This window comes from Moorena sp. SIO3I8, from assembly GCF_010692325.1.
Lineage (GTDB): Bacteria > Cyanobacteriota > Cyanobacteriia > Cyanobacteriales > Coleofasciculaceae > Moorena.
This window is the reverse complement of sequence record NZ_JAAHHW010000082.1, coordinates 1-17,181: the sequence shown is the minus strand read 5'-3', so window position 1 is coordinate 17,181 and position 17,181 is coordinate 1. Positions and strand designations below refer to the sequence as shown.

The 17,181-nt window shown below is 43.6% G+C and carries 12 protein-coding genes and 2 rRNA genes; 5 read left to right on the top strand and 9 right to left on the bottom strand.

Annotated features, from left to right (window positions below; all coding sequences use genetic code 11):
- Positions 1-155 precede the first annotated feature (155 nt).
- From F6K51_RS24975 to F6K51_RS24960, 4 genes are all read right to left on the bottom strand, one after another.
- The gene (locus F6K51_RS24975; protein WP_293025293.1) at positions 156-1,352 is read right to left on the bottom strand and encodes a GNAT family N-acetyltransferase; all 1,197 of its coding nucleotides are present in this window, start codon (positions 1,350-1,352) and stop codon (positions 156-158) included.
- Between the two features lie 414 nt (positions 1,353-1,766).
- Positions 1,767-3,962, bottom strand: a complete 2,196-nt coding sequence (locus tag F6K51_RS24970; RefSeq protein ID WP_293025291.1) for an ATPase domain-containing protein — start codon at positions 3,960-3,962, stop codon at positions 1,767-1,769.
- 59 nt (positions 3,963-4,021) lie between these two features.
- A complete protein-coding gene (locus tag F6K51_RS24965; RefSeq protein WP_293025289.1) occupies positions 4,022-5,692 on the bottom strand; it encodes an ATPase domain-containing protein in 1,671 nt (556 codons plus the stop codon).
- Entirely contained in the window at positions 5,689-6,120 is a 432-nt protein-coding gene (locus F6K51_RS24960) for a hypothetical protein (protein WP_293025287.1), read from the bottom strand. The genes F6K51_RS24965 and F6K51_RS24960 overlap by 4 nt, the downstream gene beginning before the upstream one ends.
- A 909-nt stretch (positions 6,121-7,029) precedes the next feature.
- Between F6K51_RS24960 and F6K51_RS24955 the strand changes: the two genes are divergently transcribed.
- Positions 7,030-8,202, top strand: a complete 1,173-nt coding sequence (locus tag F6K51_RS24955) for a pyridoxal phosphate-dependent aminotransferase (RefSeq protein WP_293025285.1) — start codon at positions 7,030-7,032, stop codon at positions 8,200-8,202.
- 777 nt (positions 8,203-8,979) lie between these two features.
- On the opposite strand, the gene F6K51_RS24950 is transcribed toward F6K51_RS24955, so the two are convergent.
- The 3 genes from F6K51_RS24950 to F6K51_RS24940 all read right to left on the bottom strand — a co-directional run bounded on the left by F6K51_RS24950 (position 8,980) and on the right by F6K51_RS24940 (position 12,246).
- Complete coding sequence (locus F6K51_RS24950; RefSeq protein ID WP_293025283.1) at positions 8,980-9,813, bottom strand: phytoene/squalene synthase family protein; 834 nt, start codon at positions 9,811-9,813, stop codon at positions 8,980-8,982.
- A 542-nt stretch (positions 9,814-10,355) separates the two neighbouring features.
- Positions 10,356-11,210 (bottom strand): DUF3598 family protein, encoded by an 855-nt coding sequence (locus F6K51_RS24945; protein WP_293025281.1) that lies wholly within the window; start codon positions 11,208-11,210, stop codon positions 10,356-10,358.
- A gap of 124 nt (positions 11,211-11,334) precedes the next feature.
- Positions 11,335-12,246, bottom strand: coding sequence for an ABC transporter permease (locus tag F6K51_RS24940; protein ID WP_293025279.1), 912 nt, complete (start codon positions 12,244-12,246; stop codon positions 11,335-11,337).
- 413 nt (positions 12,247-12,659) lie between these two features.
- On the opposite strand from F6K51_RS24940, the gene def reads away from it, so the two are divergent.
- From def to F6K51_RS24920, 4 genes are all read left to right on the top strand, one after another.
- A complete protein-coding gene (gene def, locus F6K51_RS24935; RefSeq protein ID WP_293025277.1) occupies positions 12,660-13,223 on the top strand; it encodes a peptide deformylase in 564 nt (187 codons plus the stop codon).
- Between the two features lie 414 nt (positions 13,224-13,637).
- Complete coding sequence (locus F6K51_RS24930) at positions 13,638-13,841, top strand: hypothetical protein (RefSeq protein ID WP_198953978.1); 204 nt, start codon at positions 13,638-13,640, stop codon at positions 13,839-13,841.
- A gap of 383 nt (positions 13,842-14,224) precedes the next feature.
- Positions 14,225-15,595 carry a PrsW family glutamic-type intramembrane protease gene (locus F6K51_RS24925; protein WP_293025274.1) on the top strand — a complete coding sequence of 457 codons (1,371 nt, stop codon included), beginning with the start codon at positions 14,225-14,227 and terminating at the stop codon, positions 15,593-15,595.
- A gap of 204 nt (positions 15,596-15,799) precedes the next feature.
- Positions 15,800-16,579, top strand: coding sequence for a pentapeptide repeat-containing protein (locus tag F6K51_RS24920; protein WP_293025272.1), 780 nt, complete (start codon positions 15,800-15,802; stop codon positions 16,577-16,579).
- 163 nt (positions 16,580-16,742) lie between these two features.
- On the opposite strand, the gene rrf is transcribed toward F6K51_RS24920, so the two are convergent.
- Together rrf and F6K51_RS24910 are read right to left on the bottom strand one after the other, a co-directional pair.
- A 5S ribosomal RNA gene (gene rrf, locus F6K51_RS24915) occupies positions 16,743-16,860 on the bottom strand.
- Positions 16,861-16,971: 111 nt separating this feature from the next.
- Positions 16,972-17,181: ribosomal RNA gene (locus F6K51_RS24910) — 23S ribosomal RNA — on the bottom strand; the annotation flags it as partial.

Here is a 17,181-nt window from a genome sequence, read left to right as displayed (position 1 = left end):
AGCCTTACTCAGAAGATATTTGAAAATTCATAAGCATAAATACTTATCCTATGAATCTCATATCCACTAGGCATTTCAAAATAAGATGCGTTTACCCTGTGATCTGTGCTTTGTGCAAAAGGCGCGTTTATTCAAAATACTCGTGCATCTCCTAATTAATCCGGAAGCTGAAAATTAATTTCCCGTTTGGTAAAGGGCAAATCTTGATTAATAGCCTCAATTTCCTCAAGTTCCATTAAGTTAACCTCATCGATATAGTTTTGAAAAATCCGGTCAAAGCGTTTATCATAGAATCGATGAACACTATAGTTAGCAGTTGCTGGGAATCCACGACGCTTCTTGTGACGCCCACCAGCACCAGGGTCAAACATGGTGATGCCCTGGCCGATTGCCCACTCAATCGGTGCATAGTAACAGGCTTCAAAATGTAGGCAGTCAAATTCTTCAAAACAGCCCCAATAACGACCATACAAATGATTGCCCTTATTTATACAAAAGGACATTCCCACTGGTTTTTGGTCATCCTCCTCCTGGTAAGCAGCAATTAGTACCACTCGCTGACGGTAGTTAGGATACAATTGCTTAAAAAATTGGCGCGTGAGATATTTGCTACCCCACATAAATTTATCGCAGGTGCTGCTGTAGAAGCTGTAGATTAAGGGAAACAAGGATTTTTCAATGTCATTCCCCGTTAATATTTTCAGGGTTAGACCTGCTTTGGCTACAGCCTTACGTTCTCGTTTAATATTGCGGCGTTGATTGGCATTAAAGACCTTTAGGTAATCCTCAAAACTACTAAAGCCTTGGTTTTGCCAAATATAGCTGTGATGTAGCCAGCCCTTAAAACCATTGCGTTCAATTACTGGTCGCCAATCGGGGTCAACAAAGAGGAAGTGACAACCAGACAGATGATTGCGATCGCAAAAATGATCGATAGCACTTACCATGATCTGTGTCAGTTCATCTTCATCTTCTCCTGGTGCCATTAAAAACCGATAGCCTACTGCTGGGGTAAATGGTGTCATACCCAACAACTTTGGATAGTAGGAAATGCCCAAGCGGTAGGATAAATCCGCCCACTGTTGGTCAAAGACAAACTCTCCGTAACTGTGACCTTTGACATACATAGGTGCAGCAGCGATCAGCTGTCTATCTCGCCAGACCGTTAGGTGATTGGGCAACCAACCGGTTTTAGCAGTAGCACTACCAGATGTTTCAATATTATTCAACCACTCCCACTCCAAAAAAGGGGTTTTTAGGGGTTGGGCAAGGTCATCCCAAGGGGATTGGGGAATATCTGCCATGCGGTTGACCCAGATAACGGAATAGTCAAGCTTGGGTTGTTGAACCATTGGGGTAATCTAGGATTAGGGGAACTTGAGATTTGGAAAATCTAAAGTCTGAAGTCTGAAACAATTCCTGGGATCAATTACTGAAAAACTGGAATGTTTGTTACCTTGAGCCTTAAGGTTTCCACCGGCAACTTCAAGTATTAAACTTCAGGTTAGCTTTGATAAATTAAGGAATTGACCAGCCGAGATATGACCAGATATCCCGTCTCTTAGTTTAAGTTAAACTAACTTCACACCATAGACACCCTTGGTAGATGTACTCGAATCCTCCAAGCTATGCATGTATGCCTTTGTCCTCCCATCTGGCTTTAAATGGACAGAACCCTAGTTGTGAATGGCAGTGGAAAAGTACTCAAATGAACTGGATTTATCGAAAGGGGAGAGTTTGAGAGGAGGAAGAATACCCTCATCCTCTTAGGTTAGGGATGAATTAGCCGTGCTATCAATCACAATCCCCTTAGTGGGGGAGATACTGTAAGGGTAGGGACGCTGATCTGCCTTAGCGCCACGAATTTTACTAATTCGCAGCCAATTTTTGTAGCCAATGTCTTCTCCGCGATTCATTTCATCCCAGTCAGGTGAATAAAGGTCTACTACGACATCATAAAGGTTCAGTAAATTGTAGAGATCGCTTTTTTCGATTCCGTCCTGAGCAAAAATATCTAACACTGCCACATCAGGCTGACGGAGTTGGCGATTTTTGCGGTAGACCAGCTTAATAAACTCTCTAGGAGTACAGCTGATTAATAGAGGCGTGAGGGAGTCAAAGATTACTCTACAGGGTTTAGGCATCTGCTCGAGCTGTTGGGCAATCCTGAGCAAAAGCATCTCCGGGTCATTCAGATTCAGGTGTACAGAGGTTGTTGGCAATGTCTCTACCATGGGACTAAAGGTATCGAGGATCACCAACTGCCCTGTTTCCAGGTAGGGGTCAGGGAGCAATCCCCAACTTGGGAGGGTTTGATAAACTTGTTGTCTGGGAATATCGGCACTAATATATAGCACTGATTCTTGGCGATGCAAGCCTGAGAGCAAAAACTGATAGGCTAGGGTACTCTTACCCAGTCCGGGAGCGCCCTCCACCAAGCAAGCGGTGTTATAGGGGATTTGGCTTGGGAGCAATTTTTCGAGTGACCCAAACACTAAATAGGGAGCATCCTCAATAAATTTTAATGATTCGGTGGTTGAGGGGGGAGATATTTGGCTGGCACTGTACAATATCTCAATACCGTTTTCTGTGATTGCCATGCGGTGAGAACCACAGACATGGTCAGATGCTCGCATTTTAAATACTTCTAGATAGCGATCGCGTCTACGACCAACCAGTTCTTTTGATAGCACAATCATGCCATCGACAATGGTTTCTTCCACACCAAAGCTGGATAGGTGTCCAGTTTCATGAGCAGGGATACCTGAGATAAAGATACCCACTCCACCGATTTGTTGCATCAGGGTTGCTAATTGGAAGGTTTTTTCTCGCTGGATGGCTCGGTTATTGACTTTGTAGAACAAGACTGATATTGAATCCACCACAAAACGTTGAGGCTGGAAGGAGGCGATTTCCTGAGCAATTTGATCTAGGTGTTCTTCAACCCGGATGTTAGTTTGGGTAACAAAGACAATGCGCAGCATTTCCTGTTGAATCAGACGTTCTAAGTCCCAACCAAAACCGGCTGCCATCTGGGACAGATGAGAGGGGGTTTCCTCAAAAGAAAAGAGCAAGCCTTTTTCCCCTCGGTCAACTCCAGCCATGAGAAACTGTAGGCCAAAGGTAGTTTTACCAGTGCCAGCAACTCCCGAGAGGATGATTGAACGACCGTAGGGGATACCTCCCCGCAACAGTTGATCCAAACCCGGAATTCCCATCACCATACGCCCTGCTGGAACTGACCAACTCACCGACTTTTGCCTGAGGGTTAGGGTAGGGCTGAGAATCCGCACCCCCACATTAGTGATCACAAAGGGAAATGGTTCCATATACGGTGCCAGACCCCGTAATTTATGAACCTGTAACCAACGGCGTTGCTCCCCTGCCTCCTCATGGGTCGAAAGGTAAATGATGCCATCAGCCAAAGCAAATTCTGCACTGTAGTTAATCTGAGAGGGATCGGATTCACTCACTAAAAAAGTCGTGCAACGAGCACTGGCGAGGCGAACCGATAGTTCGTAGCAAAAACGGCGGAAGTCACCACTTTTTTCGGTCAGGTCAGCAATGGCCTTAAAAGAGTCAATGACTATAACTTCTGCTTGATGTTGATTGACCAAACCCACTATATGATCCGCCAACCTAGGCATCGGTTGTTCAATTAAGAATGAACCGACATCACTATAGATCACCTGCTCACCAAATACTTGAGCATCGAAGAATTGGAAGTGCTGCATATAACGCACCACCTTAAGGGTTGGCTCGGAAAGGGTACTGAGATAAAGAGCTCTCTTATGGGGTTGGTTCTCGATAGTGTTAAACAGAATCTGCTGCACCAAAATTGTTTTGCCAGTGCCAGGAGCCCCTGCCAAGATATTCAATGAGTAGATGGGAAAGCCACCGCCCAAAACGGCATCCAGATTTGGCACTCCTGTAGGCATTAATTTGATTGTGGGCTTAGTCATTAGCCATTATTCATTAGTCATTAGTGGTAATTTAACTAATAATCAATCAAAATAATCAATCAAATCGTAGCTTTGTAATAGGTTGTATTCTGACTTTCCCAGGTAATTACCATACCCTGCTGCTTCAGATTCTCTAACTCATGGAGCAAGTCTTGAGGGCTGAATCCAGTGCGATTGGCTAATTCATTTATCTCCATCTCCTCCACCCCCTGCAAGATTTTCATGATATTACGACTCGGGTTAAGCAACTCCTTAAAGCCATTGTCATTGAAGTAATTATTATTAAAGACAGGCATTCCAGTCAGCACACCAGTTTGAGCTTGAATCACCTCGTCGATGCGAATTCCATCTGAGGTAATTTCAAAAAACCGGATTTCTTTGCTGTGGGGCGCTCCCCTTACCTTCATAATGTTTATGGCTCGTCCAATGCGACCGGATAGTTCTACATAGCGCAAGAGGATAACATTATCCACCACAAAGGATACGCCATGTTCACTCAACTGAAACGGTCCGAAGAGCTCCCCAATTTCGTTGGTTACGATGGTGGTCACACCTTGAAGTTTAAACTGGTTCACTAAGGAGTAAATATAGTCTTTGTAGCGAACCTTATTTGGGGTGGCAATCTCAATATCCTTGAGAGAATCAAGCATAATCCGGCCAGCCTTAACCCTGTCTACAACAGCTTTCACCTTAGCAGCATGGATATCCGGCTGTAGTTCTACGGGAGAATCATACAGATGCACTAGCATTCCCTGCTTTTCCATGGCCTCTAAATCCCAACCTAAGGACAGGGCAATGGCTTTGAGCTGTTGGGGATTTTCTTGAAAGGTAACAATTACTCCAGGCTCCCCTTGGAGAATTCCAGCCACAATGAAGTGAAGTCCCATCAAGGTTTTACCAGTGCCTGCGCCTCCAGCAACCATAGTTGCCGTGCTATGCTGCAATCCCCCATCTAACATCCTATCCAGTTCAGGTATGCCAGTGGAAAGTTTGTTTTGGCTGGCCTGGGTCTGCTTCGATAAGTTTTCCAGCATCTTAATCCGGGGATAAACTTCTATGCCAGTCTTACTGATTTCAAAGGGGTGCAACCCGGTAAAATAATTTTCCCCCCTGAGTTTGAGCACATCTAAATAACGCTGGTAGTGTAACCCCAGAGGCTGATTTTGCAGACGAATAATCCCATCGGCGATGGCAAAGATGGGTTGATGTTTAATTTCTTCGTCAGTGTATTCCCCTACTAAAAAAGCTGTTACTCCCCAAGTGGTCAGACGCACTGAGAGGTCGTAGCCAAACTTACGTACTTCTACGGGATCCGTTGCCAAATCATGAATAGCTTTAAAGCTATCAATGCCGATCAGCGCAGGTCGATACTCCTTTACGTAATTAATAATGGCAGCGATCGCTTCTGTTAGACCCTGCTCTCGGATAATCTCGCCGATGTCGAGATAAATTACTGCAGTACCTACCTTACTGGGGTCAAAAAAATCAAACTTTTGTAGGTAGTGCAGTAATTTGACTGAAGGTTCAGATAGGGTGACTAGATAAAGGGCTTTGTGCTCTGTACTAGCATTGGTGTATAGTATTTGCTGGGTAAAGATCGTCTTACCAGATCCGGGTGGCCCAGTGATGATGTTAATGGACAATTCCGGAATACCACCAGCGAGAATCGAGTCTAGACCAGGAATACTAGTAGGCAGTTTACCTAAGGGCTTTGTCCGAGGCCTGATCATATAAGTTTTTTCCCTTCAATTTCCTTGAGTAATTGTCTGACTAGAATGTCGCCCGTCAAGATGGCTAGAATATCGATTAGGGTTGTGACTAACTCTTTGAGCGCCTCACGAATTAACAACCGTTGTTCTGGTGAAACCTTTTGGCGAAACACCTCAAACGAAACTCCCTCGGCACTTGATTCTATGTAGCCAATCAGGGGATATTTTTCCGCTGTCAAAGCTAGAGATCTTTCCATAATCGACACTACTGTCACTCTACCTAAGGTCGGCATAATCCGGTTCCAGATCGTGGTGAGCAAATCTTCGTAAATGTCGATAACTTCTTCCTTACGGGCCTCTGTCTTCGCCTGGTCAACTTGATCCTGGACTGGCTGTTCAGCTAATGGTTGTGCCGATCGCATCTCCATTTCTCTATTAGGATCGCTCATCGCACTCTCCTCAAATTTTCGTGCCCAGTTAAGGTTAAGAAAACTATTAGTTCTAGCTGAGGGGGTTATATAAGCTCTGAAAAGCCGACTATATAAGGCTTTGATGCCAATAACTCAGGCAAGATACAGTCCGAAATTGACCCTGGATTCATTGTCAGCCATGCAAAGCGCGAGTGGGGAAAACCACGGCAGTTGCTCATGGCGCATGGGTCTGTGTACGGAACCTGCGTCCGCACCGCTGTTTGCCCCGTGGAACGGCAGTCGCTCATGGTGTGGCCTCCTTTGACCGCGCTGCCTCCTTTGACCGCACTGCCTCCCCGTGAGGCCACTGCATCGCTTTCTGGAAGCTTAAACCCTTATAACTAGGTGCAATGTCAGCCCAAAACAGCATGTATCTTTCTGTTACTTATGAGCTGAAATTATTACCCAGTAATGATTTCAGCTTGCATGTCGCCCCCCCAGTAGTTCTATTCATGGCTATCTATGGATAACTACCAGTTTATCCCATCAATTTCCACAGATTATTAGATTATCAAAAGTAATGGGATTGGTTATCTCTTTTTTTAGATTTTTTTAAATTTTTTTTAGTAATACCGAATTAAAAACAAACAAAAATTAATAGAAAAATATTTAAATATAATTAACATAACTTTTATTAAAGGAAAAGTAAACAACGCCTTTAAGGATAGCAACACAATACTGAAGCAATAGAAAAATTCAGTTTTTTTTTATCTCGATTAACTGCTGATACCAAATCCTGTTCCCATACCCCCCTGATCCGCATAGCCCTATATTCCTGGGATAAAAAGATTTGGTCGATTTTTATAAAGGGGTAATGACCAAGCGGATTTGGTATGAGATTCGCTAGTATGAACCACGGGTACCTTCACTCAAAAAAAAGAAGAAACCATGAAAACCCTGACCTCCCGCATGGAGGCGGTGCAGTTGCCAGTCATTCCCATGGTTGGCGAACTGATCCGTAAATATCCTGACACAATATCCTTAGGACAGGGGGTGGTATATTATGATCCCCCTCCAGAGGCAATGGCAATGTTGCGTGAATTCTACAGCTTACCAGGTAATCATAAGTACAAACCGGTACAGGGAATTGCGACTTTGCGAGAGGCAATTGAGGCAAAACTGCAAACTGATAACAAAATTGAGATTAACTCCGCCAACCGCATCGTTGTCACCGCAGGAAGCAACATGGCGTTTATGAACGCGATTCTGGCAATTACCACTCCCGGGGACGAGATTATTCTTCAAAGGCCTTACTATTTCAACCACGAAATGGCGATTAAGATGGCTAGTTGTGATCCAGTGCTGGTGCCAACCGATGATAATTACCAGCTAAATCCGTTCGCGATCGCACAGGCTATTACCGACAGAACCAAGGCAGTAGTGACCATATCACCTAATAATCCTACTGGGGCGGTATATTCCGAAGAGGCATTGCGTCAGGTAAATCAACTCTGTGGCGATCACGGAATTTACCACATCAGTGATGAAGCTTATGAGTATTTTACCTACAACGGGGTAAAACACTTTTCTCCAGGTGCCTTTCCCGAAAGTAGTCAACACACTATTTCTCTCTACAGTCTCTCCAAAGCCTACGGTTTTGCCAGTTGGCGGATTGGCTACATGATTATTCCAGAACACTTGTTTGAAGCAATTCAAAAGGTTCAGGATACAATCCTAATTTGTCCCCCAGTCATTTCTCAGTATGCGGCTTTAGGGGCATTGAGTACTCGAAAAGATTACTGTCAACCTCATATTAATGCGATCGCGTCTGTAAGACAGGTGGTATTGAACTCCCTGAAACGTCTAGAGGGTTTGTGTACCATTGGTTCTGCGGATGGAGCGTTCTATGTTTTCCTAAAAGTGGATACTCAGTTGGATGCTTTTGAGTTGGTACAGAGACTGATTCGGGAACATCGGGTAGCTGTGATGCCAGGTAGCGCCTTTGGTATTGAGGACGGGTGTTACCTCAGGCTTGCTTATGGTGCTTTGCAAAAGGAAACTGCAGCAGAAGGTATTGAACGATTCGTTGCAGGTCTTAACGAAATTTTACAAAAAGTTTGACCCAAGGGCAGGAGATGCAAAAAATATTTTGTAGAAAAATTGACTCACAAATTGGCCACAAGGGGCGAGGTATCATACCAGTTTTTTTTCTAGTGAACCCACCTGTGCTTGGTGGGTTCATAATACATTTTGATTGAGACTGATGTCATCTAAACCTGCTTACTGGCTTGGTTTTGGCAAAGTCTGGTTAGGCGTTATTGATGCTTCTGTCTGGCAGAATCCACCATAACACCGGAGACAAAATCATACAGGAAATAGAAAAAATCAACACCAGTAATAGAACTTGGCTCAGTTCGCTATCCATAGGTCTTACCTCTTTACTATCGACTCAGGCTTTTTAAAGCCTCTAGATTTATACTTCAATATGAGTTAAGTCTATTCCGGATAACAAATTATGGGTAGTTTTTATGGTAAAGATTTCTCTACTCTGGTGATACTTATAGTTAACTTATAATAAGTTTTATTGCGAATTCGGGGAAAGTGCGGTGCGACCCGTGGCGAATTTAATTCACCTAGGTCAAGGGCACCGGGAAAGAAATATCATGCCAAATCCGGTTGACTAATTATCATTCCCTTCTCGGGTAATGGATAATTGGTCATGGGGACTTGAGCATTTTTAAATTCAAAATGCCAAATTCAAAATTTCAAATGAATAGTCTTCTAATTTTGAATTTTTTCCACCGGATAAAAGCTCCTGAATTAATTTATGGGGTAGTTTTGAATTTTTAATTTATAATTTTGACTGGTAGCAAAGCGATTGAACCTTAAGATCTAGCACTACCTCACAGTCAACTTCTCAACAATACCAATCACTGCCTCACGACTAAGTTTAGCTTGTCCGAGAGCTAAAACATCAAGTGTTGCATGAGCCAAAGCAAGAGGAATTTGACAAAAATTTCTAGCTGGACCTTTGGGAAGAGCGTTAGTATAGGCATCAGCTAAAGAAAGATTTCTACGGGCATACCTTTGCATAGTTTCTGAACTCCATCCCTGGGGAAAGAAATCCACGTGACGTGTCAAATCATCAGTTCGATTACGTAGAATGTTAACTGCCTGTAAGCCTCGACCAAAACCAATTGCCTGGTGACGATTGGTTTGGGTTCCATCATACCAAGCCCACAAATCAGAAAGTAATAATCCTACAGAACCAGCAACACTGAAAGTGTAGCCATTCAAATCACCCTCTGTACGAATCTTCCAACCGCACTCAACCCAGTAAGCCATTCTATCTGCCATTGCTGAAGTTGCTTCCCAAATTCGAGGTGCAATGGTTTCTGGTGCTAGAATTGCCCAATCACCAATACGAGTTGTTACCTCTGGAAGTGTTTCATATTTACTTAAAACTGCAAGAAGTTCATCATTAGTAGAACTATTAGTAGAACTAGCATTATAACTGCTGCCCATTGTTTGTAGGTTTAAGCTAATTGTTCTTAACAGCGCTGCTTTGGTAGACTTACCAAGTTGAGGATGATCTTCGATTTCATCAATTGCACGCATGCATAAGTAGGCAGAAGCGACAGCTTCTTGAAGGTCTTTAGGCAGAGTACTAATTGGAATATAAAAAGTCCGACTAGTCTCTTTGAGAATCTCTAAGCTACCTTTATAGGTCATCTTTACCAATCCATATTCCCTATGGGGCAAATTTGAACAAGTTTTTTGGATCTGACTGAAATTTCTGGGTATTATACCACTTTTCTTTCATATTCAATCCATAATTTTGAATTTTGATACAAAAATTTACAACTTTAACGTAAGTTGGTAGTTACCGCTGTGGAATAGAAACAAAAAAAACGTAGGCGCAACTTTAACCACTTAACAGGTTAAACAAGCTATAGGGCTAGTTGAGTTAGAATAGGGAATAGCGCTGCATCACTTTATTAGATCAATCCACGGTGCGCGCCTCCTAGGGCGAGTAAATCGCCCTTGGGTCGCACCGCTATGTTTATATTTAAAATTAAAATGCTATATAGCATTTCCAAACCAAATCTTTGATTGCTCATAACATCAAAAAATACTTGTATTTCTTTCCTACTGATCCGAAGTTATCTTTATCCATCAATCCTAATTTCACATCTCCTTTAAAAACGCTGTATATAATATCGATTCAGATTGACTGGGTTGTAAACAAGCCCACCTACTTCATCCTTGATACTTTATCCTTTTATATAAGGCCCAGAAGATACTTTGTGCTCTCTTACCAAAGTAAGACTAACCCATTGCCCTTTATCGTTAAAAGAGCGAATCAGCCGCTGACGTTGGTTAGGTTGCCACAGCCAACCTACTTCTAGGAAGAAAGAATGACCTGACTTAACCATTATTGGACAAGTAGACGATGCCCCATCGGGCAATAATAAGACTTGAGTAGAAACAGCACCCTCGTCAAAATACAGAATTGAGCCATCAATCTTAGCGCTAGAGGTGATGGTACCTAATGATTCTCCTGTGCCAAATGTGAGTTGTTGTACTAAGCGGTTACTTTCATGATGCTGAAGTTTAAGGTGAGTAGGATAGATGTTAGGCGTACGCAAATCAGAATAAAGCGTTACCGCCTCTCCACGCCACTCTCCGAGCAACTGTTCCAAGGTTAATGCTGGACGTTCTGGTGTATCCGTACCCGCCAGTTTTTCTCGAATTAAGGTCAACTGTTTCAGCTGACTCTCCCTGTTATACAGTTGCACCATCCGCAGACGACGGTTACCCTCAATCAAGCCAAATTCTGCCCCAAATTCGGAATAAGGAGCCCACTGTAGTGCGCCTTGGGAAAACGCACCAGTGTCAAAGAACATAAGATAGCGATCTACATGGGTGTATTCCAGAACTCGGTTGAATATAGCTTGTTCAGGTGGCAGATAGCGAAGAGTCAAACGAATTTTTTGGTTATCGTCGAGTCCTTCTATGGTGAGCACAGAGGGAATATCTTTTAACTGTTGCCCTTTTGGTGAGAATGTGGTAAAGGAACCATGCCAACTCCCTTGATTTTGCAAAAAACATTCCCATTGCGATCGCATAAGTAGTCCTTAGTTATTAGCTGTGAGTCATTAGTCATTGGTCATCAGTCCTCTGTTACTCTAACCACTTGCCATGACACTAACCACTGACAAAATACCAGAATTAGACCAAATTTTGGTAACCTCATTTCCCGATAGCGATGCTTTCGAGACTAACAGCTAGGCAGCTACCGAGCAAACCCACTGAACCCCCCAGAATCAACAACAGTAAGGGTAGCACAACAATTTTAAGTGGATCCGGTGGTACCACTGTAGCGATAAATTCGATAAAATCAGGTCCAGTCGCTAGCAGATTAGTCAGAAATTGCCGCAGACCGATCAACAAAACCCAGGCTAGGACTGCCCCAGCTACACCAAAAGTAATTCCTTGCAACATGAACGGCAGATAAATCCAGGATCTGGTTGCCCCAACTAGCTGCATAATCTCAATTTCCCGGCGTCTTGCGATCACAATCAGGCGCATTGTGGTGGTGACAACTGCCACTGCGGTCAGACTGAGAATGGTAGTAATGATCAGACTCACCCAGCCTAAACCATGATGAAGCTGTCGCATTTGTTTGAGAGTCTGATCCATATACTGCACCTGATCTATTCCTGGCAACTGTGACAACTGCTGGGCAAGAATTAGCACATCCTTTGGTTTGCTTACCTTTACCTTCAGTTCATCCACTAGGGGATTCCCTTCCAACTGTTCCGTAGCAGCTGCAATCTCCGAAATTCCCAGTTCCTCAACCAAGGATGCCCAAGCTTTTTCTTTGGAAATGGTTTGAACCGCCATCACCTTGGGCAGTTTCTGAACTGCTGGTAAGACCATTTCTGCCTCAGCCCCTGGTTCGAGATAAACAGCTACTTCTAGTTGATTCCCCAACTGATTGAGTAGCCCACCTAACTGCCAGGAGGCTTGCCAGCTTATACCAAAGAGAAACAATAGGACAGTCACCGTGCTAACCGCCGCCCAGTTGATCCAGCCGCCACGTTGTAGACCTAAGAAAGTTTCCCGCAGCAGGTAGTCCAGTTGAGTGAGAAATTTAAACATCAGTCCCTGACTTGGTGTTACTTTTGGGTTCTAATCGATAGAGCTGCTAGTTTCCAGCGTAAAAGAATTGTGGGATACCAAGAAATCACTTGAAACGTACGATTTTGACATAATACCCACCTATGGGCGACCAGGGAGAGTCAATCAAATCATTGCAACGCGCTCCCCATCCCCTCTCTTGGTGTGCGTTCCCTTGAGGAGGTTCAGGCAGCGCCTTGTCGCACCGCAGCGCAAAGGCTCTTGGGGCGTGGGGCATGATAAACTAAGAAAGCGAGGCAAGACTATAATAATAGACCAACTTAGGCACTCTGTCTTAGGCACTCTGTTGAAGAATGTGTATGTTGAGTGTTCTAATCCTTTAGCAGCTGAGCGTCTAACCCTAACCATACCCTGACTCACAACTCAATAACCCCATGACTGCTGAACTTATCGTTGAAAAGAAAAAATTAGAGAATCCACCATTAACAATTCATTATCTAGGCGATCGCGTCCTGCGTCAGCCTGCCAAGCGGGTTGCTAAAGTAGACCACAACATCCGAAAATTAGCTGAGCAAATGCTGCAAACCATGTACAGTGCAGATGGTATCGGTTTGGCAGCCCCTCAGGTCGGGATTAATAAGCAAATAATTGTGGTTGACTGTGAACCTAATAACCAAGACAACCCACCGCTGGTGTTAATTAACCCAGAAATCAAGAGTTTTGGTAGCACCCCGTGTGATGGCCAGGAAGGTTGTTTGAGCATCCCCGGTGTATATTTAGATGTCACCCGTCCAGACGACATTGAAGTAGCCTACAAGGATGAGAACGGACGCCCTAGAACCTTAAAGGCGAATGGATTACTATCTCGCGTCATTCAGCATGAGATAGACCATCTTAAAGGAGTGATGTTTGTTGATCGGGTGCAAAATGGTCTAGCCTTGACTGAAGAACTGAATAAGCACGGGTTCTCACCCCAAGCGGTGAAACCAATTAAATAACTATACCAATCTGATTTTATTTGTGCAACCTCTGGTGAGGTCGTCATAGGGTGATGGAAAAGACTATAACAACCTGTTCTTGTTCAATTTTCAATTACGATTGCTATAGTCACAGTTGCTATAGTCACAGTAATATTTATACTCCCTTAACTTTCTACAATTTCCTGAACTGTGACTGCTCTTATAAACTTGATCTGAAGTCCGGTTAATCACTTATAATAGGGTTTATCGGATCGGTATAAATTTAAAATTGGCAATTGTCAATCTTCAATGCTTAATTAACTAACACCCAAGCATGATAAATACTAAAACGCACTAAATATGACCTATTACTTAGAGGTTAGCTCTAATTGATTAGCCCACAGCTAATTTGAATCTTATGATTTCTGATAATAATCTTTAACAAAAAAGCTTATGATGACTCCAAAAAGTGCTCTGTTTTTGATGATTGCCTGTGTGGCTGGGATTGCGGCTGTGGGTTCAATTTTTGAACTTTCCTATGGTGACCCCGAGTTAGGTAAGTTGGTGACTGGAATTATCCTCGCTGCTAGTATTCCTATTGGTGGTCTCTCTTTCTACCTAGCGGTGCTTGATGCCAGGGCGAATATCAAGGGCTAATGATATTTTAAAAAATAGTAGTGAAATTCGTTTGGTGGTGCAATTCCTTTGCTAGAAACCATCGGAAACCGTGGGTGATTAGGATCCAAGGATATACAAAAATGATTGGACAACTGATGACTATCCTGGTGATGTTAATGCAGCCAAAGTAATCCAAAGCCTCTGCTAAGGCGACCGTTGGGCATTTGGGAAGTATGCGAGCGATGCAGCGCGGTCTTGGGGAAAGAAAACCCCCACTCGCGCTTTGCATGGCTGACAGGGTGGATGTTTCCTATATCTGTGTTGATCGAGAGATCTGCAAAGGAAAGAAACGTTCTTGAAACTAGAATCCCCTGCCGGATTAGCATGGGGAGTGTGAATAACCAATAACGACCAAAGTAGCAATGACTGGTCAAGTTTACAGTGGATTTCTGCGCCAGCTTTCCACTAGTGATAACAAAGAGATACTCGCCCTACTACCCCTTTCTGAATTAGAGGATAACGTCATTGGACGTGACCCTAGCTGTAAAATTTCCTTAGATCCCTATCGCTACGTCAGCGTATCGCGCCGTCATGCGGTAATTAGCCCTCTGACCCCTCTAAAAAATGGCTGTCCCCGCTGGGAAATTTGTGACCTTGATAGTGTGAATGGCACCTATGTCAATGGCGAATATTTGCAGGGTTGTCAGCAATTGCACTCAGGGGATCGGATTGAGTTGGGTCACGATGGTCCAAAATTCATCTTTGAGTGCGAGGTAACTACATCCTTTAATTTACCATCCATCCCATCCCAAACTATTGCCATAGAAAAACCCCTAAAACCGATTAGCAAGATACCAAAGCCTCAGACTGATTATGTCACCTTTACCCAACTGTTTCCCATCTTCTCAACAGGACGGGATTTAAATCAGAAAGCTTTTTTGGCTCCTGGTATCGTGACTGTACTCTTTGTCGTATCAATGTTTGCTGCAGTTGGTCAACCAGTAGTTTTTAATCTGTTGCTAGCTGCCTACTTGGCAGGATTAGCCTATTACTTTGTTTACCAACTTTGTGGCAAACCTAAACCTTGGTGGGTGCTGGTGGGTAGCACTCTATCCACCAGCTTAATCTTGATCAGTCCGCTGCTGCCCCTATTTATCAATATTTTTCGAGGAATTTTACCTGGCGATATACCACAACTAGGTGAAGTTGTCAACTTTACTACTTTATTCATCCGGATGTTTTTTGGTGCTGGGTTAATGGAAGAGTTGCTCAAGGCTATACCTGTGCTGGGATTATATGCTTTGGGACAGTTGCTGCGTACCCCTTGGCGAGAAAGAATTGGTGTCTGGGAACCCCTCGATGGAATTTTATTGGGGACAGCATCAGGGGTGGGATTTACCTTGGTAGAAACCTTAGGGCAATATGTGCCGAATATTATAGACGATGTGATACTGCCAACTACTGAATTGGACGGTCACCTGTTAGGATTGCAGTTGCTGATTCCTCGGGTTCTTGGCTCAGTGGCAGGACACATGGCTTATAGTGGATACTTCGGGTATTTTATTGGGTTAAGCGTCCTCAAACCCCGTAAGCGTTGGCAGATCATAGGCATTGGCTATCTGAATGCTTCTGCTCTGCATGCCTTGTGGAACGCCATGGGATATGTTAATAGTATACTCTTGGCAATAGTTGGGGTTGTGTCCTACGTCTTTTTAACAGCGGCAATTCTCAAAGCAAGGGCACTGTCACCAACGCGATCGCAAAACTTCGCCACCCAATTTTTTAAAAATTAGGGATAATTATGAAAGTTTAAGGTTTAAAGTTTAAGGTTTAAAGTTTAAGGTTTAAAGTTTAAGGTTTAAAGGAGTTTAGAAGTTTAGCCTATCACGTTAACTAAAAAGTTAAAGCACAACTAGGATGTACACTTCATAAATTATAATTGCTAATTCATAATTGCTAATTCATAATTAGCAGCTGTTGGAAGAACAATGAATTCCATGAACATCAAACTCACAATTTTAACAACTGCGGCTTTACTAACTACGACCAGCATCAGCACCATTGCTAAAGCTGAAAATCTAGCTCATACTCAACAGTTACTGTCAACCAAACAGTGTCAAGGGTGTGATTTAACTAGGGTAGGTTTGATTATGGCTGACTTAGTGGGTGCTAATCTCGCTGGGGCTGACTTGAGTCGTGCTAATCTCAGCCGTGCTAATTTGACAGGAGCTGACCTGAGTGGTGCCAATCTCAGTGGTGCTTCTCTCAATGGTGCTAATCTTGCTGGTGCTAATCTTGCTGGTGCTAACTTATTCAGTACTGACCTGAGGGAAGCGTTTTTAGTTAATGCCCAATTGTATGGTGTGAGCTTGAGTAATGCTTATATACAAGGAACCATTGGTATTCCAGATTATGCAGGTACCGCAGAAGATTTTTATGCGTGGGGAGTAGTAGAAGCCAAAAGAGGTAACTACAAAACTGCCATTGAGTATTACGACAAAACCTTGAGCATGAAGCCTGACTTTGCTCCAGCTTTTTTGGCTCGTGGTATGGCTCGTTTCCGACTGGGAGAGGAAGTAGCAGCGACCCAAGATGGTACGATTGCTAGTGAACTGTTTAAAGAACAAGGAAATATTCCTGGATACCAGGCGTCACAGAGTTTGGTTAAAGGGATAGAAATTGCCCAAAATTCTGCAACCTCTAAAGGAGGTTCTAATTTAGGCAACGCTTTGGCATCGGTTGGGAGCATACTCTTGAGATTTCTTTCTCCGTTTTAAGTTGGTATTTTAATTGGCTAAATTTTAATAAGTTGCTAAATTTTAGGTGTGGGCTGATGGCCAAGCACAACTATCCCTATTTCCTAGAACTATCCCTATTTCCTAAAATACAAAACCTCCTCAGGTCAAGATTACCTAAGGAGGCTTTAGTCTAAATTAATTATCCTGGCACTGAGCTATTTTAGCAGGCAGCTACCCACCAACTATCTTCGCCGCAGCTACGTTTCACCTCCGAGTTCGGGATGGGGTCGGTGTGGTTCCGTCGCGCTATAAGCACCAGGAAGGTGGAATGGGCATCTTGCCCGTTCTGCTTCCGAACCATTAAGATTGCATAGCTAGTGTCAAAGCCAAATTTCGATGAAGGTAGAATGGGCATCTTGCCCGTATTGGTTATGGTCAAGCCCTCGGTCAGTTAGTACGTCTCGGCTTCATCTATTACTAAACTTCCACCTAACGCCTATCAACAGCTGTTCTCGCTGTGACCTTACCTCCTTAACAGAGTGAGAGTACTCATCTTGAGGTGGGCTTCCCACTTAGATGCTTTCAGCGGTTATCCTCTCCGCACTTGGCTACCCAGCGTTTACCGTTGGCACGATAACTGG